Genomic DNA, 25,507 nt, shown 5'->3' with positions numbered 1-25,507 from the left:
TAAACGACGCTCAGACCGGAGACTGTCTGAGCGCCGCTGCTATGTCCGCCACTTGTGTTGGACGCTGGGTCTTCCTTTTCCGCCGTAAATCGCCCGTGTTTCCACCAGATTTTTGTCAATCAGGTACTGCAGATAACGATATGCGGTTTTCTTTTTCAACTGTGTCCCGTCTACGATCTGGTCAATGGACACAAAATCAGATTGTGCCTTTAAGTAGTCCTCAATAATGTTCAAGGTATTGGGGGCTATGTTTTTCTCATAGTCGGTATAGAACCTGGACTTCTGATGAAACTGGAGATATACATTGATTCTGGAAATCAGGTCCAGCGCCCGAATGGGTTTGAGCGCATAGTCGTTAGCGCCAGCGGCAATAAAACGTTCCATAACGGATGCCTTTTCATCGCCAGTCAACACAAGGATGGGTGTTTTCGGCAGTTTCTTGCGTATCCTGGCAACGGCAGAAAGTCCATCTACACTGGGCATGTGGTAGTCCACCAGGATTAAAAAAGGCACAGTGTCGCTCAGGACTGCATCCGCCTCTGGATAAGAACGAGCTAAGAGAGGCTTCCAGTTCTGATATTGGCATATCTGGCCCAGTGTGTATAAGGTGCCTGGATCATCGTCAATTGCCAGAATTGAGATATTATGGGGCATCACACATTGCCTCCTTTAAACGAATCACTGCGCGGGTTCCTTGGCCTGGCGTGCTTTCCAGGCGGATTGTCCCGTTTTGCCGTTCCACTTCCTGCCTGACATAGCCCAGCCCCATTCCTGTAGAGCCAGTACCGGACCAACCGATCTCAAACGCACATGTTAGCTGTTCCGGTTCCATACCAATCCCGTTGTCTTCTACGCAGATTTGGACATGTCCCTCGGAGGATTCCGCGCTGAGGCGGATGACTCCGGTCTTTGCGTCTACAGCTTTCTGTGCGTTTCCCAATAGATTGACCACCGCCCGGACCATCCGTATCTGATTGACCGCAATCACTGCATTAGGGCAGTTTAAATGGACGTTCAGAATATCATCGGGCAAAAAGCTGCTGCTGTTCATCAAAATGGAGTGAAACAGGTCCTCCATAGAAACATGACTCCGGTTGTCCTCGTTCAGAATGTCGGAAACCATGGTGGATATGTGCTCCGACGCATGGGAAATGCGGGAGAGATACTCCGAAATCTGTGGATTAGCTTCCATCATTTGGGACAAATCTGTTAAGCCCTGGATCGTGTTCAGCTGTATTGAATACCGTACAGCGGTTCAACCAGAAAATAGATGGAGGGTATGATGCATAACGGGATCAAATTGGAGAGGAAGGAACGTTTTTTTCCGTTATAAAAGAGATCAAGGGACTCTGTCAGGAGGAAGCTCCCCAAATAATTGGGGATCGACCGCAGACAATTCAGAACAACTACTTTAAGCACACAGAGGAACAGAAGATGGATTTTGTCTTCATCCAGCGCCTGTCGAAAGGTGCTGTAAATCCTGAGCGTGTGTTCGGTCAAAAACAACGGACATAAGAGCGCATACAGAAGCAGAAGCACGCCTAAAATCAGCGTCTTTTTGTGATACGTGATTTCGATCATAATAGTGAGATAAAGTAATCGAATATCTTCTTAGCGTCCACTGTACCAGGACTGGGGGAAGCTATCATATATTCCGGGTGCCACTGAAGGCCGAGGATCGGTTTGTTCCGATGTACAATGGCCTCCACCATACACTGATCCGTGCCATCTGCATGTTTGTTGTTTTGGATGTGAGATAAAAAGCGCTTCGCTTTCTGTTTGGAAATACCGAGAGCAAACCAAAGTTGGGCAATTTGGAAGGGTTTTGCCACTTTTTTAACCGCCTGGTGATGCTTGGTATTAATGACTCCTCCGGCTCCGTAGAGCTGGTAAAGCGGTGTGCCTGGAACGCAGACGGAATCGTGCAGCGTCTCTGCATCCGGAACAAAGCGGTGTACTTCCAGCTCCGCTATATCCTGAATCAACGTGCCTCCAAAATAGACGTTGATGAGCTGATGCCCCCGGCATATTCCAAGAATGGGCTTGTTTAAGGCCACTGCAGTATCCAGCATTCTGAATTGTGCAATGTCAAGCTCCGGTTCTATCGTATGACAGGAAACATTTCGTTCCCCGTAGTTGGCGGGGGCAATATCGGGCAATCCGCCGGGAAGAATCAATCCGTCACAAGCCGTAAGATCGGATGGGTCCAAGCTGAAAAATGTCTGTCCCCCGCTGTTCTCAACAGCAGCTTTTGTAATTTGCGGTATATGGAATGGGTCCTCTGCAGGACCAGCAATTAAAATGTTCTTCACACGATGTCCCTCCTTATTGTGGCTGCTGTTGATCATATTAAGACGCTTTGGCCAAAACATCAAAGACGAATCACTTAATAAGGTTATATCTATTTTCGTATAATCTTTATAGAAACTCCACAAAACCCGCTGCGCCAAACCGATTGATCTGTTTGGCACAACGGGTTCCAATCAAACAATATTGTCTTTCATAAAATCAATTAAGTGCTGTTTCACTGGATTTGCATCGCGTTGGGTGTAGGAAAGATAGATGCTTCGCACGGCCAAAGAATCGTTCAGCTGATAAAAAACCACCTTGTCGGTTGGGATTACATGCGCCGGAATGGTGGAGCGGAGAAATGTGATCCCCTGCCCTTCCAGCACCAGATAGTAGGCTGTCATCATTTGAGCCAGATACAGTGATACATGAGGAGTAAACCCGGCATTTTTGCACAGCTGAAGGCTGCGCTGATGAATATCGTTTCCTTCTTTCAAAAGGAGAAAGTCTTCCTGCGCAAATGCCTCCAGGGGGACTGGCGGACGGCGGCGGCCGGTCTGTATGCGATCCAGAAACGCTTCAAAGGAATAGCGATATGGATCCAATTCTTTGTTGACGGGGTTCCTGGCGGGGACAGCCAGCACAATTTCTTCCGAGGCCCAGGGGATGGAGTGAATCCGGCTATTGGCAGGCCGTTCTGCCTCCAGGAGAAAATCCAGACGTCCGTTCAGAAGCTTTTCCAAAAGCGTCTTGTTTCCACCCTCAGTAAAAGTCAATGTCACTTGAGGGTATTGCAAACGAAAATCCTCCATCAAAGCAGGCAGGACGTAGGTGCAGAAAAACATGGAGCTGCCGATGTGAAGCTCTGTGCGCCCCACATCCCTCATTTGCTTGAAATGCTCGCTCATCTCCGCCTCAATTGCCGCAATTTCTTCCAATTTCTCGATGTAATACCGTCCCGCTTCGGTCGGTGAAATCGGATTGGTGCTGCGGTCAAACAGGGCCAGGCCCAGCTCCTGCTCCGCCTTTTTGATGGTGGCGCTCAGCCAGGGCTGGGAGACATATAGTTTTTTCGCTGCCTTGGAGAAACTTTTTTCCTGATAGACTGCATAAATGTATTCTCTATAATTCGTCATTTTGCTGTCCTCCTATACGAAAACAGATATAACGTCTTTAAGTTTTTCGTATTTTACTTTTTCGCAGCTTTGTGGCTAAATAATATCAGAGGGAAAACCAAAACGCAAGACATTTTGAAAGGAGTGCAACCCAAATGGGAGTCTATGTGATTACCGGAGGCACCACTCGTAGACGGAGGCATCGACGCGCTGATGCACTCCGAGCGGTTTTAAGGAGGCGCCGGCATGACGTTATTGGAACAGTATATTGATTGTATGCGCAAAGGTGACGAATGCGCTCTGGCTGACCTGTTTTCCAAGGATGGTATCCTTCACGATTCCTCCTGGACGCAGGTGGGAGAGGACACCCTGCACCTGTCGGGGAAGATGGCGGTGGAGATGATGTTCCACCACAAATTCGGGTACAACGGCGGTCCCTTCCCCATCAGCGGGGTGAAATTTATGGAGGAGAATGTGGCCTGGTATTTTATCGTGTACCACGAAAGAGTGGTGCCGGTGGTGGCATATCTCTCCTCGGTGACAGAGGACGGGAAGATTGACCGATTGAACATTCTTCCGATGTAAGCAATTCCATCAACCGATTGAGGAGGTATTATTATGGATCTCGGCTTGAGTGGTAAGGTAGTTTTGTGCATGGCGTCCGCCGCCGGTCTGGGCAAGGGGATCGCCGCGGAGCTGGCCCGGGAGGGCGCCAGAGTTATGCTCAGCGGCCACAACGCGGAGCGGCTGGCCGCCGCCCAGGCGGACATTGAGCGGGAGACGGGCAATCGTCCCGAGACATTTGTGTGCGACGTGAACAAGGCGGAGGATATCCAGGCGTTGGTGGACCACACCGTTCAGATACTGGGGGATATCTACGCCCTGGTCAACATGGGCCCCGGCCCCAAGCCCGGTCCCTTTGACAGTTTTGACGATGCGGACTGGACAAGCGCCTTCGAGATGTGTCTGCTGTCCTACATCCGCGCGATCCGGGCCGTGCTGCCCTCCATGCGCCGCCTGGGCGGGGGCCGGATTGTCAACTCCACCAGCTCCTCGGTCCGGGACTGCCTGGACAACCTGATCCTGTCCAACACCATGCGGATGGGCGTGGTGGGCATGAGCAAGACGCTGGCCAAGGAAGTGGGCAAGGACAACATCCTGGTCAATGTGATTGGCCCCGGCCGAATCGGTACCAACCGTATTGCCAGTCTGAACGCCATGCGGGCCGAGAAGGCTGGAATTTCCGCGGCGGAATATGAAAAGGAGGACTTGAAGTCCTTCCCCATGGGCCGGTATGGGACTGTGGACGAATATGGCCGTATGGCCGCCTTCCTGTGCTCCGAGGCCAACACCTATATTTCCGGCCAGACCATTCTGGTGGACGGCGCGATGACCGGGGCCTATTGAGTTTATAGAAAATGTGCCAAATGAGAGGAGACAGAACGATGGCAAAAATTGCGGCGCGGATGAACCGGATGGCGCCGTCCGGCATCCGCAAGGTCAACGAGAAGGCGTTGGAAATGGAGCGGGCAGGGGAGAAGGTCCTCCACTTTGAGATCGGACGGCCCGACTTCGACACCCCGGAGTACATCAAACGGGCGGCGGAGCGGGCCCTGGCCGAGGGGAAGGTCCACTACACCTCCAACTTCGGCCTGATGGAGCTGCGCCAGGCCATTGCGGACAAGCTGAAGCGGGAGAACCATGTTGACTATAAGGCGTCCGAGGTGCTGGTCACTGTAGGTCTGTCCGAGGCGGTGTTCGCCGTCCTGGCCACCATTCTGGAGGAGGGGGACGAGATCCTGGTCCCGGACCCGGTGTGGCTCAACTACATCAATGTTCCCAACCTGCTTGGAGCCAAGGCCGTTGCGTACGGGCTGACTGAGGAGACCGGCTTCCAGATGGACCTGGAGGAGGTCAAGGCCAAGATCACCCCGAAAACCCGGGCCATTGTCATCATCACCCCCAATAACCCTACCGGGGGCGTGCTGTCTGAGGACGTACTCAGGGAGCTGTCTGAGATTGCGGTGCAAAACGACCTGATGGTCATCTCCGACGAGGTCTACGAGCGGCTGGTCTACGACGGGGCCAAGCACATCAGCATCGCCTCTCTGCCTGGGATGAAGGAGCGCACCTTCACCATGAACGGCATGTCTAAGGCCTACGCCATGGACGGCTGGCGGCTGGGCTATGTGGCCGCTCCTGAGGAATATATCTTGGCCATGAACAAGTTCCATCAGCACAACACCACCTGCGCCCCCAGCTTCGTTCAGGCGGCGGCCATCGCCGCCCTCAACGAGGAGGGGGACGAGGTGAAGGAGATGGTGAAGGAGTACCAGCGCCGCCGGGACTACGCCGTCAAGGCCATCAATGAGATCCCCGGCCTGCACTGTGAATGCCCCAAGGGCGCGTTCTATATCTTCATCAACTGCAAGTCCTTGAATATGAAATCCTCTGATCTGTCCGCTTTCCTGTTGGAGAAGGCCAAAATCGCCCTGGTGCCCGGCGACGTGTTTGGCCCCGGCGGCGAGGGCTATCTGCGGATGTCCTTTGCCAACAGCTATGAAAATGTGGCCGCGGGCTGTGAACAGCTCCGCAAAGCAGTAGAAGCACTGAACTCATAAATTTTAGGAGGTTTTATTATGCGTCTGGCTACCATAAAAAAGAACGGCGGGGAAATCGCCGGAATCGTCACGCCCAAAGGAGTGTTCCCCATCGCCGCCCTCAACGCCGCCAAGGGCGCCGCCTGGAGCACCGATATGCTGTCCCTCATCCAGGCCGGTGAGGTCCCCGGCCTCACCGCCTGGTACAACAACGGCGGCAAGGCTGAGCTGGACAATCTGCCTGGCCTGGTTCCCCAGGAGGAGGTGGTCTACGCCCCCCTCTATCGCAATCCCAAGCGCATCTTCGGAATCGGCCTGAACTACGTGGACCACGCCGGGGACATCGGTTCTGCCGCTCCCACCGGTTTCCCCGGCAGCTTCTTTAAAATGGCCGATACCCTCATCGGTCCCGGCGATGAGATTAAGCTGCCCGCCCTGAAGGAGGCCCAGAAGACCACCGCCGAGGCGGAGCTGGGCGTCATTATGGGCAAGGACTGCCGGGACGTGTCTGAGGAGAACTGGCAGGACGCCATTGTGGGCTACACCACCATTCTGGATATGACCGAGGAGTCCATCCTCAAGGGCAACGACTTCGTAAGCGGCAACCCCCGGTATCTGTGTATCGTGAAAAACTTCCCAACATTCTTCTCCTTCGGCCCTGAGCTGGTCACCCCCGACGAGGTGCCCGACGTGCTGAAGCTGGAGGTCCAGTCGGTTCACAACGGCCAGATCTATGCCAGGAACGTGGTGGCCAACATGACCCACCGTCCCGCCCGGCTGGTCTCCCTCCACAGCAGCATCCAGGGCTGGTACGCAGGGGATATCCTGTCCACCGGCACCCCCCGGGCCTTCCACATCCAGGACTGCGACATGGCCGAGTGCCGCATTGTCGGCCCCGACGGCTTTGAGATGCGGCCTCTGCTCAACCCCGTGGTTGACTTGAAGAAGCACCCTGAGAAGGAGTAACACAGATTCCCGCCCCAGCGGGGCGGGAATGACAAAAAAGTTTAGAATGGAGCGATTATCATGAAAGCTACCTTTGTTTTGACCCCGCTGAGGCCCGCCGCCTGATCGCCAAGGCGGTCATTCAGACCCCTGAGTTCCAAAGGGCCTGGAAGGACGCCTACGTGCTGCTGGCCGGCGGCACTACCAACGCCTTCATCGCCCAGGAGCTGGGCTATGAGGTGGAGCCCGGCCTGTGTACCGTGGGCAGCAGCACCGACGGCCTGCTGTGCGTCACCGAGCCCTCCAGCCGCAAGAGCTTCCCCAATGTGTTCTACAAGGGCCAGCCGGTGGACAAGAAGATCGACGAGGCCCTCCAGGACTACCACGCCGACACCGTCATCATCAAGGGCGCCAACTGCCGCTACCCCGGCTGCAAGTACAACGGCAAAGAACTGCCTGCATGGATGAAGAAAAAGGGCATTGAAAAGTAAGCCTCTGAGGCAACAAAAATCCCCCTGCATGTGTGAAATACACCTGCAGGGGGGATGACAATCTATGTAAGCGGCAATCGACAAGGTCAAGGATGCGCGGCGGACTCCAAAACGCTGGGCTGGTTCGCAATAGCCGAGCGTTTCGTTTTGCATTGTTTCTGCCACCAGTTTCTTGAATTCTGGCGTGTATTTCTTGTTTGAACCCCCGTTCGGCGTAAAAATCAGCTCACGTTTGATTCAGCATACCCTGCTGTCAACCAATGGGGTGCAGCTCACCGCGCAAGCCCTGCATTTTCTCCTGGAACGAAATGGCCGGAAACCGTTGACAACTGGGGTGCTTCCCTCATATAATGGTACTTAACCGCAGAGGGCGAGCGCTGTGGTTGAGTTATCGATTGAGGTGGAAGAGATGAAGAGCATCCGGAAAAAGATCACAGTCTGTTTAATGGCGACAGTGCTGATCGCGCTGGTCCTGGTAGGGAGCGTCAGCATCACCCTGAATTACAGAAGCACCATCGCTACAGTGGATCAGCTGATGAGCGAAACTGCGGTTTTGGCGGCGGAGCGCATCGAGCAGGAGCTGACCGCCTACAAGAATGTGGCCATGGACACCGGCCGGATCACCCAGCTGGCGAACACCTTTACGCCGCTGGAGGACAAGCGGGCCATTATCGACGAGCGCATCCAGCTCCACGGCTTCCAGCGGGGGAACGTCATCGGCGCGGACGGCATCAGCATCTTCGACGGCAATGACTACTCCGACCGGGAGTATGTCCAGCAGGCGATGCAGGGGAATGTCTATGTCTCCGAGCCGCTGGTCAGCAAGATTACCGGCGAGCTGTCCATCATGGTGGCCGCCCCCCTCTATTCCGGCCAGGGCAAGATCGCAGGGGTGGTCTACTTTGTGCCGCCGGAGACCTTCCTCAACAATATCGTCTCCTCCATCAAGCTGGGGGAGAACAGCCGGGCCTACATGATCAACAAAAACGGCGATACCATTGCCGATATCACCCTGGATACCATCACGACCCAGAACATTGAGCAGGAGGCCCAGAGCGACAAGTCCCTGAAGAGCCGGGCCGCCCTGCATGAGGCCATGCGCAGAGGGGAGAACGGCTTCGGCACGATCCAGGCGGAGGACGGCCCCCGTTTCTTGGCCTATGCCCCGGTGGGCGGCACCGACGGCTGGAGCGTGGCCGTCGCCTCGCCGAAGATCAACTTTTTGGCGGATACATATGTGGGCATCGCCATCAACATCGCGGTGATCGTCGCCTCCATCCTGGCCTCCATCGTGGTGGCGGTTAAGCTGTCCGGCAACATCAGCATCCCCATGCGGGCCTGCGCGGAGCGGATGAAGCTGCTGGTGGAGGGAGACCTGGAGTCCCCCGTGCCCCAGGCTACCGGTGAGGACGAGACGGCGGAGCTGACCCGTTCCACCGCGGAGATGGTGAAGGGCCTAAACCTGATCATCAACGATATCGGCTATCTCCTCAGCGAGATGGCCAACCAGAACTTTGACATCCAGTCCCCCCACCGGGATGCCTATGTGGGCCGGTATCAGAAGATCCTGCAGTCCATGCGTACCCTGAAGGTGTCGCTGAGCAATACCATCCGGCAGATCGACTCCTCCGCCGGACAGGTGTCCTCCGCCAGCAGCCAGGTCTCCGTGGGGGCGCAGACCCTGAGCCAGGGTTCCATGGAGCAGGCCAGCGCCGTGGAGGAGCTGGCGGCCACCATTACGGACATCTCCGCCAGTGCCCAGAAGACGGTGACCGCCGTGGAGGAGGCGGGGCAGTATGTCAACCAGGCCGGGGGCCAGCTGGGGGTCAGCATGGAGTATGTGAAGGACCTGAACACTGCCATGGAGAAGATCTCCGTATCCTCCCAGGAAATTTCGAAGATCATTGCCGCCATTGAGGACATCGCGTTCCAGACCAACATCCTGGCCCTGAACGCCGCAGTGGAGGCCGCCCGGGTGGGAGCCGCGGGCAAGGGCTTTGCGGTGGTGGCCGACGAGGTGCGCAATCTGGCCTCCAAGTCGGATGAGGCGGCCAAGGCCACCAAGGGGCTGATCGAGAACTCAATCGCCGCCGTCAACGAGGGCACTCAGGCCGCCGCGCAGGTCACCGAGGCGCTGGAGCAGACCAGTATCAGCGCCGGCCATGTGACCTCGAAGATGTCCGAGATGGTGGAGGCGGTGGAGAGCCAGACCGCCGCCATCGCCCAGGTGACCGAGGGGGTGGACCAGATCTCCGCCGTGGTGCAGACCAACAGCGCCACCGCCCAGGAGAGTGCCGCCGCCAGCGAGGAGCTCTCCGCAGAGGCCTCCAGCCTGAAGCAGCTGGTGGGTCGCTTTACCCTGGCCCGAGACTGAACCAATGAGAAAAGAGATCCGCCCTCGGGCGCATCTCTTTTTTCTTGCGATTCGCCGGGCACTCTGCTAAAATGGACGCAGCAGCATAACGCCGCCAGAGGGCGGCGCGCAGGGAGGGACATGGTATGGAATGGAAGCGTTCGTTTTTATCCCGGCTGTTTGGGGCCGGGCAGGAGGAGACGGAGGAGATGGAGGAGGCCCTCGCTCCGCCGCCGGAGGCGGCCCTACCTCCGGAGCAGCTCCGGCACAGGCTGGAGCTGCCGGAGAGCCACGCCATCTATAAGCTGTGGACCATCTACAGCGGACAGATGGAGGAGCCGCCGCCCCTGCCGGAGCTGGCTCTGGAGGGGCCGATGGACCCGCTGTTGCCGGACAGCACCGGGAAAGCGGAGCTGGTGCGGCTGCAGATGGCGGTCAACTCCACGGCCAACGGGCGCATGGAGCGGGTCCGCTCCGGAACGAAGCAGGCGAAGGGGGAGGAGCTCCCCGTCCTGCCCGATCTGGACGCCCAGGTGACCGTTTTCCTGTCCAAGGACTGCCTGACCGCTTGGGTGCTGGTCTATCCGCCGGTGAGCGGGGGCCGGGAACTGGAGCGGAAGGACCTGGACCGGGCTTTGGAGGAGCAGCAGGTCTCCTTCGGCGTGGATACGGCCCGGCTGGACGCCCTGGTGCAGGACCGGGAGCGGTATTTCAAGCTGGTCCCTGTGGCCAGAGGGGCCGATACGGTGGCCGGTGTGGACGGCTGCATCGTAGACATGTTCCCTCGGACCCAGGAGCATAAGCTGACGGTGGACGAATACAACCGGGTGGATTACACCAACCTGGGCTTTATCCACAGCGTGGAGAAGGGCGGCGTGATCTGCCGCATCGTCCCGCCCACCGATGGGAGACCGGGCCGGACGGTCCGAGATCAGGAGATTTCTGCGACAAACGGCAAGCCGGCGTCCGCGCCCAAGGGGCGGAACACAGAGCTGTCCGAGGACGGGCAGGCGCTGGTGGCCTCCATCACCGGCCATGTGGAGTTCAGCGGCCGCAGCTTTCAGGTGAAGCCTGTACTGGATGTGCCGGGGAATGTGGACTTCTCCGTCGGGGACATCAACTTTTTGGGGGACGTTTGCATCCACGGAGACGTGTGCGGCGGCTTTACGGTCCGGGCCACGGGGAACATCACCGTGGAGGGCGTGGTGGAGGCGTGCACGCTGGAGGCGGGCCGGGACCTGGTGGTGGCCCGCGGAGTCCAGGGGGACAGCCAGGCGGTGATCCGGGCCCAGCGGAGCATTTTTGCAAAATATCTGGAGAACAGCTGCGTCTACGCCAAGCAGGACCTGGAGACCGAGTGCATCATCAACTGCGACGTCTACTGCGGCGGCAATGTGACCGTGCGGTCGGGCCACAGCAAGATCATCGGCGGAAAGGTCCATGCCGCCCACGAGGTCAGCGCAGGCATCGTGGGCTCCCGAGTGGGCAACCGGACCGATGTGGTGCTGGGGGGGCAGCCCTGTGAGGAGTTTGACTGCCAGCTGCTGACCAAGGAGATCCGGGAGCTGGAGGAGACCATGGAACGCACCAGCCGTCAGCCGGAAAGCCCCAGTAAGGCCAGCCGCCTGGGCAGGCTGCGGGTGCAGCTTGTGGTCAGCCGGGGCAAGCTGGACGCGATCCAGAAGGAGCAGGAGGCCCTGGTCCTGGAGCCCCAGGATCCGGGTGTGCGGCGCATGAAGTGCGACACAGTGTTCCCCGGGACCGTGCTGACCATTGATGAGGCGGTGTGCCACATCGACGACGTGCTGCGCCCCTGCTCGGCCTCGCTGGTGGACGGGGAGATACAGCTGATTTAGGAGGACTGTTATGGATACTGCAATGACGCAGGAGGAGCTGGAGGAGATGCTGGACCGGGCCGTCCGGGAGGTGACGGAGCAGACCGCAGGGGTCCGGCTCCAGCCCGGCGGGGAGCTGCTGGGCAAGGACCTGTGTACCGTGCACATCTCCTTTCGGCGGGGGTTCCGTACCAGCCTGACCCTGTGCGCGGACACCGCCCTGCTGGCTCGTATGGCCCGGAACGCCCTGGGGGAGGAGGCCCTGACCGACCAGGATCTGGAGGACTTTGGTAAGGAATATTTCAACATCCTGTGCGGAAAAATCGCCGCCGTCCTGTTCCAGAATACCAAGGTGCCTGCCCGGTTCAGCGTGCCCGCCTTTTACCGGGGGCGCTACGCGCCGGAGAACCATCAGGCGCAGTTTATGCTCACCTATGCCAACGAGCATCAGGAGGGCGCTCAGCTGACCCATCACGTGCCCCGGTCTGGGGAGGACGGGGCGGATCGAAATGAAATTTGACAGAAAGAGGCGTGAAAAATGGCAAAACGGATTATGGTGGTAGACGATTCACGGATGATCTGGGTGCAGATGAAGAACCTGCTGGAGGGCACCGAATACGAGGTGGCGGCCTGCTGCCGGGACGGCGAGGAGGCCATCGAGCAGTACGGAGAGGTCATGCCCGATTTGGTCACCATGGACATCATTATGCCGGGGATGGACGGGCTGGAGACGGCTCAGGCCATTCTGGAGGAGCACCCGGAGGCCAGGATCGTGATGGTGTCCTCTCTGGCCTATGACGACACCTTTGAGGAGGCCAAGGCGATCGGCGCCAAGGGGTTCATCGACAAGCCCTTTGAGAAGGAGCGCCTGCTGGAGGTCTTTGCGAAGGCGATGGGTGAGGCATGAGACGGCTGGGCGGCGGCTGGGCGGCGGCAGCGGTCTGTCTGCTGCTGGCCCTTCTGCCGGTCCGGGCAGGCTTTGCCACGGCTCCGCCAGCTGGTCCGGCGACGTGAAGCCCTATGCCCAGCGGATCATTCCGGTGATCCGGGCCCGCTCCCCCAAGGCGGTGATCCTGGTGGGGAGCAGCACCTGGAGTCAGGACCTCCATCTGGCCGCCGGCGATCCGCTGGAGGGGGAAAATCTGATGTACACCCTCCACTTTTATGCGGGGACTCACGGAGCGGAGCTGCGCAGCCGGATTGACAGCGCCTTGTCCCAGGGGCTGGCGGTGTTTGTGTCCGAGTGGGGGACCAGCCGGGCGGATGGCAGCGGCGGTGTGTTTTTAGAGGAGTCCGCCGTGTGGCTGGACTTTCTGGACGCCCGGGGGATCAGCTGGTGCGCCTGGTCGCTGTGCGACAAGGACGAGACCTCTGCGGTTCTGCGTCCCGGCGCGCCTGCCGGCGGCCCTTGGAGCGGGGAGGACCTGAGCCCGTCCGGACAGTTTGTCTTTTCCAGATTTGCCCATAACGGCCTTTGAAACCAGAAACACGGAGAGGAAACCGGTTCCTCTCCGTGTTTTGCGCTGTGGGGACGTTGGGTCACAGGTCCGCGCCCTCGTGGCGGAGCAGCCAGAGCTTCCGCTCCAGCCCTCCGGCGTAGCCGGTGAGGGAGCCGTCCGCCCCCAGCAGCCGGTGGCAGGGGATGATGATGGAGATGGGGTTGTGTCCCGCCGCACTGCCCACCGCCTGGGCGGACATGGAGGGCCGCCCCAGGGCCTCCGCCGTCCGCCAGGCCAGCTGGCCATAGGTCATGACCTGGCCGGAGGGGATCTGCAGCAGGAGACGCCACACCGTCTGCCGGAAGGGGGTGCCCGCAGGGGCCAGGGGGAGTTCGTCCGGATCGGGCTGCTTTCCGGCAAAATAGCGGTCCAGCCACTCCCGGGCCTGGGCCAGGACGGGGGACTCGCCGGGGACCATTTCCCCGGCAATGGAGGCGCCGAAATACTTCTGATCCTTCAGCCACAGGCCGGCCAGCCTGTCCTCCTGACTGCACAGGGTCAGTTCCCCCACGGGGGAGGCATATTGGGACGTCAGGTACATAACCATCCTCCTTCAATCGGTTCGTCCGGAAGGGAGAGCAGGGATTCGATCTCGGGCCGTCTGTTCAGCTCCCGGTCCAGGCAGGCGAGGAAGGCGCGGGTCAGCGCCTCCTTCCGCCGGGGGCCCAGCAGGTAGGATACCAGACTGCCCACCGAGGCCACCCGCAGGGTCTGGGCGCGGTCCTGGCCGGCTACCTCCCGGGTCTCCTGCCACAGCAGCCGCCACTTCTCCGCCACCTGGACAAAGTCCCGGCCCTGGTCGGTCAGCTCCACCCGCCGCTGGCCCCGGCCCCGGACCACCAGAGAACAGCCCAGCGCGTCCTCCAGGGACTTCAGGTGGCGGCTCACCGCTGGCTGGGTGATGTACAGCGCCTGGGCCGCGGCAGAGATGCTGCCCAGCCGGGCCACCGCCAGAAAAACCTCGATTCCCTGCTGTGTCATGGGATCACCTCCGGATTGGGAGAATTGTCCCTATTATAGCGGAGAAGGGCCCCTTTGGCAAGGCTGGAAAATCAGGATTTGCCTTGCAACCGGTTTTTCCTTGTGGTAAAATGATTGCTGGGAAAAAGGGTCGAATTGCTGAAAAGGGAGTGAGATCATGGCGGAACAACAGACCACAGAGGCCCGGCTGAGTCCGGAGCTGATGGCGGAGGTATGCAAAGCTCTGAACTTTGACCCCGCCGCCTTTGCCAAGCGCCACGGGGACGAGTTTGTCCGCATGTACCTGCGGACGGACGGGATGCTGGCCTACGTGGGGGAGGAGATCGTGGCCTATCTGGCCTACCGGGTGAACGAGTGCCTGTCCAAGGCGGAGTACGCTCTGCTGTCCTATATCGAGTACGCCGGCCGGGAGGTGAAGCATGCGGAGTCGGACGGCTTTGGCTACGCGGTGACCAACTATCTGAAGGCCCGGCGGAAGGCGGGCAGCGACTGGGTCTACGCCTTTGAGAAGGAGTCCAAGGCCCGGTGCCTGGAGGGGTACCCCCAGATGTACGCCATCGCCCAGGCCATGTATGCCTTCGCGCAGGAGAGCGGAGAGTTCAAGGAGGTTGCAAAGACCGACGGCCCGGAGGCTTGGCCGGACCCGAAAAAGCTGAACCTGTGACAGTGCGGCGGCGCGGAGGAATCTGCGCCGTCGTTTTGTCAAAAAATGACGTATTTCCTGCAAAATTCCCTTGCAAATTGACGGGCCTTATGATAGAATCGTGTCCAGCATGACTTTAGGGAAATTTTCGAGAAAGAGAGGAGAACACAAGCCATGTCCAATGGAATTTCCATGGAGCGGGTGGATGGGATCATCGACGGTTACGGCTGCGAGATGCACCACCTCATCGCGATCATGCAGGATATCCAGGCGGAGTACAAGTACCTCAGCCCCGCGGTGCTGGAGCGCATTGCGGAGAAGCTGGACGTGGGAGTGGCCAAGGTATACAGCGTGGCCACCTTCTACGAGAACTTCTCCCTGGAGGCCAAGGGCAAGTACATCATCAAGGTGTGTGACGGCACCGCCTGCCATGTGCGCAAGTCCCAACCCATCTACAACGCGATCCGGGAGTACCTGGAGCTGGAGGGCAAGCAGAAGACCTCCGCCGACGGACTGTTTACCCTGGAGACGGTAGCCTGCCTGGGGGCCTGCGGACTGGCCCCTGTGGTGACGGTGAACGACCAGGTCCACTCCAAGATGAGTCCCGAGCTGGCCATCGGCCTGCTGGAGGAGCTGCGAAAGGAGGATGCCGCCCATGGCTGATATGAATCGAGAACGGCTGGAGGTCCGCCGGGTGAAGGCCAAGCGGGCGCTGTCCTATCAGAAGCGGCAGATCCTGCTGTGCGCCGGCACCGGCTGTATCGCCGGCGGCTCGCTGAAGCTGTATGACTACATCAAGGAGGAGTGCGCCCGCCGGGGACTGGACGTCTACGTGGGCCTGACCCAGGAGGGCGAGACCGAGGACGTCACCGAGCCCAAGGGGGACGGCGTCTATCTGAAAAAGAGCGGCTGCCACGGCTTCTGCGAGATGGGTCCCCTGGTCCAGATCGAGCCGGAGGGCATCCTCTATACCCATGTCCAGCTGGAGGACTGCGACGAGATCATCGAAAAGACCATCCTGAAGGGGGAGGTGGTGGAGCGCCTGCTCTACGAGCTGGACGGGGTGAAGTACAGCCGGCACGACGAGATCCCCTTCTACCACAAGCAGCACCGCATCGTGCTGGAGAACTGCGGCACTACCGACGCCGAGGACATTGACGAGTACCTGGCCAAGGACGGCTATGTGGCCTTTGAGAAGGCCCTTTTTGAGATGACCGGCGAGGCCATCTGCAAGGAGATTCTGGACTCCGGCCTGCGGGGCCGGGGGGGCGGCGGCTTCCCCGCCGGGCGGAAGTGGGACAGCGTCCGCAGGCAGCCCAAGGGGAAGAAGTACGTGGTCTGCAACGGCGACGAGGGCGACCCCGGCGCCTTTATGGACCGCTCCATCATGGAGGGCAATCCCCACTCCATTATTGAGGGGATGCTCATCGCCGCCCTGGGGGCGGGGAGCGACGAGGGCTACATCTACGTCCGTGCCGAGTACCCCCTGGCGGTGAACCGGCTGAAGACCGCCATCGCCAAGGCGGAGGAGATGAATCTGCTGGGCGACCACATCCTGGGTACCGAGTTCTCCTTCCACCTGAACGTGAACCGGGGCGCGGGGGCCTTTGTCTGCGGCGAGGGCTCCGCCCTCACCGCCTCCATCGAGGGCAACCGGGGCATGCCCCGTGTGAAGCCGCCCCGTACCGTGGAAAAGGGCCTGTGGGCCAGTCCCACGGTGCTCAACAACGTGGAGACCTTCTCTGCCATCCCCCTGATCATCCGGAAGGGGGCCCCGTGGTTTAAGTCCATCGGCACCGAGAAGTCCCCCGGCACCAAGGCCTTTGCCCTGACGGGCAACGTGGTGAACACCGGCCTCATCGAGGTGCCCATGGGGGCCACTCTGCGGGAGATCATCTTCGACATCGGCGGCGGCATCAAGGATGGCAAAAAGTTCAAGGCCGTTCAGATCGGCGGCCCCTCCGGCGGCTGTCTCACCGAGGAGCACCTGGATATGCCCCTGGACTTCGACTCCCTGAAAAAGCTGGGAGCTATGATCGGCTCCGGCGGCCTGGTGGTCATGGACGAGGACACCTGCATGGTGGAGGTGGCCCGGTTCTTCATGAACTTTACCCAGAACGAATCCTGCGGCAAGTGCGTCCCCTGCCGGGAGGGCACCCGCCGGATGCTGGAGATTTTGACCCGCATCGTCAACAACGAGGGCTCTCTGGAGGACCTGGACCTGCTGGAGGAGCTGTCCGCCACCATCAGCGAGACGGCCCTGTGCGGCCTGGGCCAGTCGGCCTGCAAGCCGGTGCAGAGCACCCTGAAATACTTCAGGGACGAGTATCTGGCCCACGTGGTGGACAAGCACTGTCCCCACTGCAACGGCCGCAAGAAGGTGCTCCAGATCGATCCGGAGCTGTGTAAGGGCTGCGGCAAGTGCATGAAGCAGTGTCCCATGGAGGCCATCACCGGCCAGATCCGGATGCCCCATGTCATCGACACGGAAAAATGTATCAAGTGCGGCGCGTGCTGGGGCTGCTGTCCCTTCGGCGCCATTCGGGAGGAGTGAGCGGTATGGCAAAGGGAATTATGTATATCGACGGCCAGCGGGTCCCCTTCGATGGGGAACCCAACGTTCTGTCCGTCATCCGGAAGGCCGGCATCGAGATGCCCACCTTCTGCTACTACTCCGACCTGTCGGTCTACGGCGCCTGCCGCATGTGCGTGGTGGAGGACGACCGGGGGAAGCTTGAGACCTCCTGCTCCATGCAGCCCCGGGACGGCATGTCCATCAAAACCAACACCGCCCGTCTGCTCAAGCACCGGCGGATGATTCTGGAACTGATGCTGGCCTCCCACAACTGCTCCTGCACCACCTGCGAAAAGAGCGGCGACTGCCACCTTCAGGAGCTGGCCATGCGCTTCGGCGTGCGGAAGGTCCGCTTTGGCGACAGCCGGGAGGAGTCGCAGCTGGACGATTCCAGCCCCGCCATTGTCCGGGACCCCAGCAAGTGCATCCTGTGCGGCGACTGCGTCCGGGTGTGCGGCGAGGGCATCGGTATGGGCATCATCGACTTCGTCAACCGGGGCTACAACATGCGGGTGTCCCCCGCCTTCGACCGGAAGCTGTCCGAAACCAACTGCATCAGCTGCGGCCAGTGCTCCGCCGTCTGCCCCACCGGCGCCATCACCATCTACAACGAGATCGGCCGGGCCTGGCGGGCCATTCACAACCCCAACAAGCGGGTGGTGGTCCAGATCGCCCCCGCCGTCCGGGTGGCCATCGGTGAGGCCTTCGGCCTGGCTCCGGGCCAGAACGCCCTGGACCAGCTGGTCACCGCCCTGAAGCTGATGGGGGTGGACGAGGTCTACGACACCACCTTCGGCGCCGACTTCACCACCATTGAGGAGGGCACCGAGTTCCTCCAGCGGCTGGAGAAGGGGGGGCCCTTCCCTATGTTCACCAGCTGCTGCCCCGCCTGGGTGAAGTACCTGGAGAAGGAGAACCCCAAGTACCTGAAGCACATCTCCACCTGCAAGTCCCCCATGGAGATGTTTGCCTCGATTCTGAAGACCCGCTACGCCAAAAAGGACGCGGAGGACGGCCGCACCACCTACCACATCGCCATCATGCCCTGCACTGCAAAAAAGATGGAGGCCGCCCGGGAGGAGTTCACCCATGACGGCAAGCGGGATGTGGACCTGGTGCTGACCACCCAGGAGGTGGTCAACATGATCAAGGAGTCGGGCATCCAGCTGCCCCAGATCGAGCTGGAGTCCCCCGAGCTGCCCTTCGGCCTGGGCTCCGGCGCGGGCGTGATCTACGGTACCACCGGCGGCGTGGCCGAGGCGGTGGTCCGGTTCTGCCTGCCGGACAAGTCGAAGAACGTGCTGCGGGAGCTGCGCTTCTCCCCCCTCCGGGACAACAAGGCCATCCGTGTGGCCGTCATCAAGGTGGGGGAGCGGGACGTGCATCTGGCCATCGTCCACGGCCTGGCCAACGCTCAGAAGCTCCTCAAGGAGATCGAGGCGGGCAATGCCTACTTCGACCTGGTGGAGGTCATGACCTGCCAGGGCGGCTGTGTGGGCGGCGCGGGCCAGCCCCACGGCGTGCGGCAGGACAAGGCCGCCCGGGCCGAGGGCCTGTACAATCTGGACCGCTCCGCTCCGTTCAAGCGGGCCGAGCGCAATCCGGTGGTGAGCGCCTTCTTGGAGCGCCTCACCGAGGAGGAACGCCATGCGCTGTTCCATGTGAATTATGTGAAGGAATAACAAGAAGTAACACTCTCCTGACGCGGGCAGCCGCGTCAGGAGAGTGTTTTTGGCTGCAGGCGGCCGGTCAGGGCCTGCTCCAGCAGCTCGGGCAGCCGTTCCGGGGCGCAGGCGAAGCAGGGGATGTCCAGGGCGGCGACCCGCTGGGCGGTCTGCGCGTCGTAGTAGGGCTTGCCCCCGTCCGCGATGGCCAGCAGGACCACCACCGTAACCCCGGAGCCCTTCAGCTCCTCCAGCCGCCGGAGGAGGGCCGCCCGGTTGCCCCCCTCCTCCAGATCGGAGATCAGGAAGAGCAGGGTTCTGGCCGGAGCCTCCACCAGCCCCTGGCAGTAGGCGATGGACTTGGCGATGTCGGTGCCGCCGCCCATCTGAAAGCCGAAGAGCAGGTCCACCGGATCGGCGCACAGGGGAGTCAGGTCCATGATCTGGGTGTCGAAGGCCACCACGCTGGTCCGCACAGCGGACATGGAGGCCAGGATGCAGGCCATTACCGAGGAGTAGAGGATAGACTGGCCCATGGAGCCGCTCTGGTCAATGTCCAGGATCACGTGCCACCGGTTCATTCGGCTGGAGCGATCGAAAAACCACACTCGCTCGGGGATGACGGCCTTCAACTCCGGGTTATAGTTGCGCAGATTGCGCCGGATGGTATAGGGAAAGTCCAGCGCCGCAGCGGAGGGCAGAGGGGAGTGGGCCCGCCGGTTCAGCGCCGCCGTCACCGCCCGGCGGAGGTCGTTCTCCAGCATTTTGTTGATTTCCTCCACGATCCTTTGGATGAACCGGCGGGCGGACTCCTTGGACTTTTGGGGGATCTGGTCCTTGAGCATCAGCAGGGTGGAGGCCAGATTCAGGTCAGGCTCCAGGCTGTCCAGCAGCTCAGGCTCCAGGAGAAGCTGCTTAAGGCCCTTGCGCTCGATGGCGTCGTTCTGCACCACGGCCACCGTTTCCGGGTCAAAAAGGGAGCGCAGGTCCCCCAGCCACTTGGAGAGCAGAGGGGAGGAGGGGCCCTTTCCGGCCCCCTTGCCAGAGTCGCCAAAGGCTTCCTCCGGCCCGCCATAGATGGCTCCCAAAGCGGCGTCCATGAGGAGCTCCTCCTGTGAGAGGGCTCCTCCCCCCATACCGGAGAAGGACTCCTGGGTCTCCGAGCCCAGGATCAGCCGCCAGCGGGCGAGCTGTTCTTGCTGTGCCATAACTGCACCCCCTAAAGGTCGTCGAAGTCGAAGTCGGACAGGCTGTCCAGCATCGCCTGCTCGGCTTCGGTTGTCTCGTTCATCAGCGCCTCGGCCGTCTGCTGAGGGCTGACCCCCCAGATCTCCCCCAGATTTTCCGCAATGTCGTTCTTTTCCGACGGGGAAAAGTCCGCAAAGGCCCGGCGGAGGAAGACCAGCGCCCGGCGGAAGGCGTCCTCCTCCAGGCTGGCGAGGTAGCAGTCCAGGTGCCGCCACAGGGAGAGCCGGACGATAAGCGCCCGGCGGTTTTTAGCCGCCAGCCCCTCAAACCAGCCCGCCCCCAGGTCCGCAGGGATGCCGGGGGACAGCCGCCGGGCCACCTCCCGGGCCAGCAGCTCCTCGTCCGCCTTGCCCCGCTCCAGCAGGATGGCCATGGCGAAGCCGGAGCAGCGGGTGTTCAGATCGTCCCGGTCGGAGACCCCGGCCAGCAGGGTGAGCCAGCGGTCCTCCTCCAGAAAATCATGGCTGAGCTGTAAAGTGTTTAACCTGTCCATAGCCAGTGTCACATCGGATGCGGACTTCGCGTCACAGACGCAGGACTGCTCCAGCGTCAGACAGGCCCGCAAGTATAACTGCTTTACGAGGGGGATCACCGGCTGGGGGTCAAACCGCCGCAGGCCGCCGTACCGCACCACCAGGCTGAGCCGCATGGCGGTCTCCGCCACATCGGCCAGGGCGGCAGCGTCCACACTCAGCCCCTGCAGGACGGTCAAAGCGTGCTGGGCAGCGGCGGGCATGCCGCACAGGAAGGCGTCCTCAAAGATGGCGGCGGCTTGGGCGATGGAGCCGGCCTCCTCCGCCCGCTCCTTCAGGGCGTAGGCGGCGGCGCCCTCGATGGTGTCGCCCAGCAGGGCGGACTCGGCCACCTCGATCTCTACCTCCGGGGTCCAGCGCAGCTGCCAGTATTCGCCCCAGCTGGCCCCCTCCTGCCGGGAGGGAAGCGCCTGGCAGAAGTGGATGTTCAGCACCCTCAGCCGGTGGAGAAAGAAGGACCGGTGCAGGTCGGTCAGGGCCGCCTGCTGGGACTTCACGTTCAGCCGCTCCCGCAGGTCCAGGTCCAGCTGGCTCAAACCGGCGGTGCGGTATTTCTCCAGGCGCAGCTCCTTGAGCTGACGGTAAAAGTCCTCCTGCACGCTGGTGCGGCTCACCCCCTCGGGAAGAAAGCCGATTTGTTTGCCGATCTCCGTCTCCGCCGCCGCCAGAGCCAGCTCCGAAAAATTCCCGTGGCCCATGACGGCGACAGAGGCGTCCCGCAGGTCTGACAAGGTAGGGACCTTGCTCCCCCGCATGCCGCAGAGGGCCTGAGCCAACCGGACCGCCTCGATGACCTCGGCGGAGGACACCAGATTGCCTGCCCCCCGGTGCGCGCCGGCCAGGGCGGTGAGGTAGCGGTAAGGGACCTGTTCCAGACCGGGGCCGTTGAGGGCGTTCCACAGCAGTTCAAAGTAGGCGGGGGCCTTATTCCCCGCCCCATAGCCGGACCGGGAGGACAGCCGGTAGTAGGAATAGGGCATGAGGGTGGCGGCGCTGTCCGCGCAGGGGAGCGCGGCGGCTTCCTCATCGGTCATCTGGGCGGTCTCCATCAGGCCATCCACGTGGAACGCGCCGCAGACACAAAAGATCCGCTCCTGCGGGACGCCGCTGGCAATGGCCTGCTGAATGACCCGCTTCATGTACGCCTCCCGGACCAGGGTCTCGGCGGCGCGGCGGCGGCCCTCCTGAGACGCCTCCCGCAGCTGACTACCAAATGTATTGCAGGCCAGCCGGTATTCCTCTCCGTGTTCCAGCTGCTCAAAGTGCCGCTCCCAGAAGGCGTCGTGGTCCTCCCCGGTGAGCAGCTCCAGCTGGCGGTAAACCGACTCGGTGGCGTGCTCCAGCTCCTCCTCCGGGGCATTGGGATCGGGCGCATCCGGGCCGAGGGCAAGAAAGACGGAGGAGGGCAGGTCCATAAAGCGGCACTCCACCCCGTGTTCGCGGGCCCATTGGATGGCCTGGATTTCTGGGGAGTAGACGGCAAAGGGGTACAGGATGGTCCGCACCGGCGGAGTTCTGGTGTAGGCCAGGATGGCGGCGGGGAATTGGGTCTTGGGATGGCAGAACCACTGCATCTGATCGTTCAGATCGCTGGGGCCCTCCACCAGCACCAGCTGGGGCTGGGCCTGGTCCAGCGCCCGCCGCAGGTGGAAGGCCGCCGCCGGGGACAGATGGCGTACCCCGAAGAGGATCGGGCCGCCCATCACCCGTTCAGCTCCCGGCAGGCCCGGTACAGGGGGAGCCAGGCGCTGCCCCGCTTCTTCATGACGTTTTCCAGATACTCCTTCCAGGAGAGCTTATCCTTGTCCTCGTCCTTTACCACCGCGCCCTGGAGGGCGGCGGCCAGGTCGGACGCCGAGATGGAACCATCCCCGAAGCTGACGGCCAGGGCCATGGAGTTGGCCAGCAGGGAGATGGCCTCCGCCGTGGACAGCACCCCGGAGGTGGGCTTCAGCTTCTGCTTGCCATCCAGAGTGGCTCCGGCGCGCAGCTCCCGGAAGATGGTGACGATCTGCTCCACCGTGTCCCCGCCGGGCTGGCTGGCGTTCAGGTCCAGCCCGGCGGACAGCTCGGCCACCCGAGTCTGGACGATCTCCATCTCGGTGGCGATGTCGGCGGGGGTGGGCAGGACGATCATGTTGAACCGTCGCTTCAGGGCGGCAGACATGTCGTTGACCCCCTTGTCCCGGGTGTTGGCGGTGGCGATGAGGGAAAAGCCCTTTTGGGCTGGGACCTCCAGCCCCAGCTCGGGGACGGAGAGCCGCTTCTCCGACAGGATGGAGATCAGGGCGTCCTGCACCTCGCTGGCGCAGCGGGAGATCTCCTCCACCCGGGCGATGGAACCGGTCTCCATAGCCCGGTACACCGGGCTTTTCACCATGGCCTCGGGGCAGGGACCCTTGGCGATGAGCATGGCGTAGTTCCAGGAGTAGCGGATCTGCTCCTCGGTGGTGCCCGCCGTGCCCTGGACCACCTTGGTGGAGTCGCCGGTGATGGCGGCGGCCAGGTGCTCGGACAGCCAGCTCTTGGCGGTGCCCGGCTCACCGATGAGCAGCAGGGCCCGGTCGGTGAGCAGGGTGGCGATGGAAATTTCCACCAGCCGCCGGTCGCCGATGTACTTGGCGGTGATGGGGACCCCTTCGGCGGTACACTCCCCGGTGATGTAGCGGAGCACCGCCTTGGGGGACATCCTCCAGCCGGGTGGGACGGGATCGTGGTCGGTGGCGATCAGGGCGTCGATCTCCCGCTGATAGAGCTCCTCCGCCGGGAGGCGCTGTACGTTTTTGTCAGACATGTCAAGTTCCTCCGTTGCTCACAGTTTCGACCAGCTGATGTTGGACGGGAACTCCTGTCCCGCCCGGAGCTGCTCGATGGTCCAGGGGATGGCTTTTTGGATATGGGGCGTGGCCTGCTTCTGGAACGCCCCCTCGGCCAGGACCTCCTCCAACAGGGCGATGGTTTCCTCCACGCTCAGGGCCTGCCAGGCATCATACATCAACTGCCACACCGCGTAGCCGCGGTTATTGTTGGGCCTCTTTGCCAAAGCCCGCCCCAGCATCCCCCTGGGACTGCCCCCCAGCTGAAACAGCCAGCGGCTGTAGGTGTAGGGCTGGCTGGTCTCCTCCAGCCGCCTCCGGAGGTAGGGGATCAGCAGTCTCCGGCTCGTCTCGTCCTCCGGGTTGACCAGCCGCATCAGGGTCAGGTCAAATTCCGCGATCGTTTCCCAGTAGCAGGCAAAGGGAGAAGCGCCGCTTCCTCTTTTTGGCACGTCGGTGTAAACCGCCTGGGTGAGCCGCTCAATCCACCGGACGTCCAGCGGCTCCGCAGTAGGCTGGCCGCCGAAGACGACATACTTCTTCTCATGGTGGTGCCACCACACGTCACCCAAGGCCCGGAGCAAAACGGTATTGAGGGTCTTTTTGCGCTCCGCGTCCACAGCGGGCGCTTCCGTCAGAAGATAGGGGGCGAATTTCTCATAGACCTCCGCCGCCGGCAGGGAGAGAAGCGCGGCCAGAACGCTGATGTACAGATACCGGGTCATCTCGGGCCGGCGGTCGAACAGTTTTAGGCAGAAGTCCCGCAGCGGGCCGGGGCCGGTGAGGCGCATGATGTCCAGCAGGTGGTCGGTGAGCTTTACCCCAAAGAAAAACGAGCGGTTCTTCTCATCCTTGATCCGGTCGATTTCCTCCATATGACTGTCTGCCCAGCGCCAGAAGTCCAGCATCACGGGGGAATCCTTTTTCCCCAGGGTCCAGCACCAGGACGTGATATCCGTGCCCTCCTCATAGGTGGGGCGCTTCTCACCGTCCAGAAGTTTCTCCAGCCGCTCCCGCAGGCCAGTGGTCACCAGCTCGATGGCCCAGTCCATGTTGGTGGGTTCCAGAAACTTGATCGACTGGCTGTGCTCCGCCAGCTCCCCCCTCCAGAAGGTAGCGATCTCTGCTCCATCCTGTTTCGCCAGGGCTTTCAGGACGGCGTCCCGGTTGGCCCCCCGCTCGGTCTGGGCCAGCTCCAGCAGGAGCGGGACGCTGTCCGCATCCCTGCCCAAGGCGGTGATGACCGCCGCCCGCACGTCCTTTTTGGCGCTGGGCAGTATCTCCCGCAGCCAGAGCGAGGCTCCCGCCCCCTCAATGGCGGCGATGACCTCCACCCGGCGAGCCATCTCCTTCTTACCGGCGGGGTCGAAGCCCTCCTTCAGCAGGGGCAGGAGAGGGGGCCCCAGCTTCTTGGCGATCTCTGCGTTCAGTTCCGCAATCTCGCCGTAGCTGTCCCCCAGTCCGGCCGCCAGGGCGGGCAGGACCCGGAAATCGGAGAACCAGTCCGGGTGGTCCTCCCAGACGGAGCGGATGATCTCCTGCCGTCCGCCGCCGGTGCTGGTGAGGGCCGAGAGGAGGGGCTGGAGCTGTCCGTAGGAGATCGGGCAGTAGGCGCCGCCTCCGGCGGGGAGGGGCTCCAGCTCGCCCTCCATTCCGGAGCGGCCCTGGGTGTAGGCCACGGCGTCTGCCAGGGCCAGCAGATCCAGCAGGAGCCCGCCCTGCTGGGCGGCGGGGGCGGACAGCAGGGCCTGGAGGCCGGCGTCGATTTTGGCGAACACCGGGCTGGCGGCGGCCAGCGGCTTTAGGCTCTCTGCCGCCCGCTGGAGGCGGAAGTCCTCCCCCAGCAGGCCGGTCCCGGCGATGGCGGCCTGCTCCAGGCGCTCCTTCACGTCGTAAAGAGGCTGTAATTTCATGGCGGAC

Annotated in this window: 24 protein-coding genes; 14 read left to right on the top strand and 10 right to left on the bottom strand. The window is 61.4% G+C overall.

The annotated features are described in order from the left end of the window. Positions 1 to 39 precede the first annotated feature (39 nt). From VV088_RS12015 to VV088_RS12000, 4 genes are all read right to left on the bottom strand, one after another. On the bottom strand, positions 40 to 654 hold the full coding sequence (locus tag VV088_RS12015; protein WP_334600954.1) for a response regulator: 615 nt from the start codon (positions 652 to 654) through the stop codon (positions 40 to 42). Further along, positions 644 to 1,078, bottom strand: coding sequence for a sensor histidine kinase (locus tag VV088_RS12010; RefSeq protein ID WP_334600953.1), 435 nt, complete (start codon positions 1,076 to 1,078; stop codon positions 644 to 646). The genes VV088_RS12015 and VV088_RS12010 overlap by 11 nt, the downstream gene beginning before the upstream one ends. A gap of 499 nt (positions 1,079 to 1,577) precedes the next feature. Then, positions 1,578 to 2,312 carry a gamma-glutamyl-gamma-aminobutyrate hydrolase family protein gene (locus tag VV088_RS12005; RefSeq protein ID WP_334600952.1) on the bottom strand — a complete coding sequence of 245 codons (735 nt, stop codon included), beginning with the start codon at positions 2,310 to 2,312 and terminating at the stop codon, positions 1,578 to 1,580. 171 nt (positions 2,313 to 2,483) lie between these two features. Next, positions 2,484 to 3,425, bottom strand: a complete 942-nt coding sequence (locus VV088_RS12000) for a LysR family transcriptional regulator (protein ID WP_334600951.1) — start codon at positions 3,423 to 3,425, stop codon at positions 2,484 to 2,486. 225 nt (positions 3,426 to 3,650) lie between these two features. Between VV088_RS12000 and VV088_RS11995 the strand changes: the two genes are divergently transcribed. The 10 genes from VV088_RS11995 (at position 3,651) to VV088_RS11950 (ending at position 13,106) form a co-directional block, all read left to right on the top strand. After that, entirely contained in the window at positions 3,651 to 3,989 is a 339-nt protein-coding gene (locus tag VV088_RS11995) for a hypothetical protein (RefSeq protein ID WP_334600950.1), read from the top strand. Positions 3,990 to 4,022: 33 nt separating this feature from the next. After that, a complete protein-coding gene (locus VV088_RS11990; RefSeq protein ID WP_334600949.1) occupies positions 4,023 to 4,811 on the top strand; it encodes an SDR family oxidoreductase in 789 nt (262 codons plus the stop codon). A 38-nt stretch (positions 4,812 to 4,849) separates the two neighbouring features. Continuing rightward, positions 4,850 to 6,025: a pyridoxal phosphate-dependent aminotransferase gene (locus VV088_RS11985; RefSeq protein ID WP_334600948.1), complete on the top strand. Its 1,176-nt coding sequence runs from the start codon at positions 4,850 to 4,852 to the stop codon at positions 6,023 to 6,025. A gap of 18 nt (positions 6,026 to 6,043) precedes the next feature. Then, positions 6,044 to 6,970, top strand: coding sequence for a fumarylacetoacetate hydrolase family protein (locus VV088_RS11980; protein ID WP_334600947.1), 927 nt, complete (start codon positions 6,044 to 6,046; stop codon positions 6,968 to 6,970). A 161-nt stretch (positions 6,971 to 7,131) separates the two neighbouring features. Next, positions 7,132 to 7,440, top strand: coding sequence for a hypothetical protein (locus VV088_RS11975; RefSeq protein WP_334600946.1), 309 nt, complete (start codon positions 7,132 to 7,134; stop codon positions 7,438 to 7,440). A gap of 379 nt (positions 7,441 to 7,819) precedes the next feature. Further along, complete coding sequence (locus tag VV088_RS11970) at positions 7,820 to 9,814, top strand: methyl-accepting chemotaxis protein (RefSeq protein WP_334600945.1); 1,995 nt, start codon at positions 7,820 to 7,822, stop codon at positions 9,812 to 9,814. 125 nt (positions 9,815 to 9,939) lie between these two features. Further along, the gene (locus VV088_RS11965) at positions 9,940 to 11,649 is read left to right on the top strand and encodes a DUF342 domain-containing protein (RefSeq protein ID WP_334600944.1); all 1,710 of its coding nucleotides are present in this window, start codon (positions 9,940 to 9,942) and stop codon (positions 11,647 to 11,649) included. Positions 11,650 to 11,659: 10 nt separating this feature from the next. After that, positions 11,660 to 12,148 carry a chemotaxis protein CheX gene (locus VV088_RS11960; RefSeq protein WP_334600943.1) on the top strand — a complete coding sequence of 163 codons (489 nt, stop codon included), beginning with the start codon at positions 11,660 to 11,662 and terminating at the stop codon, positions 12,146 to 12,148. Positions 12,149 to 12,166: 18 nt separating this feature from the next. Beyond that, positions 12,167 to 12,535, top strand: coding sequence for a response regulator (locus VV088_RS11955; RefSeq protein WP_334600942.1), 369 nt, complete (start codon positions 12,167 to 12,169; stop codon positions 12,533 to 12,535). Further along, positions 12,525 to 13,106, top strand: a complete 582-nt coding sequence (locus tag VV088_RS11950) for a glycoside hydrolase family 5 protein (RefSeq protein ID WP_334600941.1) — start codon at positions 12,525 to 12,527, stop codon at positions 13,104 to 13,106. The genes VV088_RS11955 and VV088_RS11950 overlap by 11 nt, the downstream gene beginning before the upstream one ends. A 61-nt stretch (positions 13,107 to 13,167) precedes the next feature. On the opposite strand, the gene VV088_RS11945 is transcribed toward VV088_RS11950, so the two are convergent. Both VV088_RS11945 and VV088_RS11940 read right to left on the bottom strand, forming a co-directional pair. Next, positions 13,168 to 13,668: a methylated-DNA--[protein]-cysteine S-methyltransferase gene (locus tag VV088_RS11945; protein WP_334600940.1), complete on the bottom strand. Its 501-nt coding sequence runs from the start codon at positions 13,666 to 13,668 to the stop codon at positions 13,168 to 13,170. Further along, positions 13,659 to 14,108: a LysR family transcriptional regulator gene (locus VV088_RS11940; protein WP_334600939.1), complete on the bottom strand. Its 450-nt coding sequence runs from the start codon at positions 14,106 to 14,108 to the stop codon at positions 13,659 to 13,661. Before VV088_RS11940 ends, VV088_RS11945 begins: the two co-directional genes overlap by 10 nt. Before the next feature lie 157 nt (positions 14,109 to 14,265). Here VV088_RS11940 and VV088_RS11935 point away from each other — a divergent pair, with 157 nt between their 5' ends. The 4 genes from VV088_RS11935 to VV088_RS11920 all read left to right on the top strand — a co-directional run bounded on the left by VV088_RS11935 (position 14,266) and on the right by VV088_RS11920 (position 19,008). After that, positions 14,266 to 14,772: a hypothetical protein gene (locus tag VV088_RS11935; protein WP_334600938.1), complete on the top strand. Its 507-nt coding sequence runs from the start codon at positions 14,266 to 14,268 to the stop codon at positions 14,770 to 14,772. 153 nt (positions 14,773 to 14,925) lie between these two features. Continuing rightward, positions 14,926 to 15,414, top strand: coding sequence for an NADH-quinone oxidoreductase subunit NuoE family protein (locus tag VV088_RS11930; RefSeq protein WP_334600937.1), 489 nt, complete (start codon positions 14,926 to 14,928; stop codon positions 15,412 to 15,414). Further along, positions 15,407 to 17,305, top strand: a complete 1,899-nt coding sequence (locus tag VV088_RS11925) for an NADH-ubiquinone oxidoreductase-F iron-sulfur binding region domain-containing protein (RefSeq protein ID WP_442913152.1) — start codon at positions 15,407 to 15,409, stop codon at positions 17,303 to 17,305. The genes VV088_RS11930 and VV088_RS11925 overlap by 8 nt, the downstream gene beginning before the upstream one ends. Before the next feature lie 5 nt (positions 17,306 to 17,310). Beyond that, the gene (locus tag VV088_RS11920) at positions 17,311 to 19,008 is read left to right on the top strand and encodes a [FeFe] hydrogenase, group A (protein ID WP_334600936.1); all 1,698 of its coding nucleotides are present in this window, start codon (positions 17,311 to 17,313) and stop codon (positions 19,006 to 19,008) included. A 35-nt stretch (positions 19,009 to 19,043) separates the two neighbouring features. On the opposite strand, the gene VV088_RS11915 is transcribed toward VV088_RS11920, so the two are convergent. From VV088_RS11915 to VV088_RS11900, 4 genes are read right to left on the bottom strand one after another with little or no spacing between them, the layout of a single operon-like run. Then, a complete protein-coding gene (locus VV088_RS11915; RefSeq protein ID WP_334600935.1) occupies positions 19,044 to 20,198 on the bottom strand; it encodes a VWA domain-containing protein in 1,155 nt (384 codons plus the stop codon). A gap of 11 nt (positions 20,199 to 20,209) precedes the next feature. Then, on the bottom strand, positions 20,210 to 22,474 hold the full coding sequence (locus tag VV088_RS11910; RefSeq protein WP_334600934.1) for a DUF5682 family protein: 2,265 nt from the start codon (positions 22,472 to 22,474) through the stop codon (positions 20,210 to 20,212). Continuing rightward, positions 22,474 to 23,565, bottom strand: a complete 1,092-nt coding sequence (locus VV088_RS11905) for an AAA family ATPase (RefSeq protein WP_334600933.1) — start codon at positions 23,563 to 23,565, stop codon at positions 22,474 to 22,476. Before VV088_RS11905 ends, VV088_RS11910 begins: the two co-directional genes overlap by 1 nt. Before the next feature lie 18 nt (positions 23,566 to 23,583). Beyond that, positions 23,584 to 25,500 (bottom strand): HEAT repeat domain-containing protein, encoded by a 1,917-nt coding sequence (locus VV088_RS11900; RefSeq protein WP_334600932.1) that lies wholly within the window; start codon positions 25,498 to 25,500, stop codon positions 23,584 to 23,586. Positions 25,501 to 25,507 lie beyond the last annotated feature (7 nt).

It is taken from the genome of Lawsonibacter sp. JLR.KK007 (assembly GCF_036941135.1).
Classification (GTDB): Bacteria; Bacillota; Clostridia; order Oscillospirales; family Oscillospiraceae; genus Lawsonibacter.
Note: the sequence above shows the minus strand (reverse complement) of the source record. Positions and strands in the feature narration are given on the sequence as shown.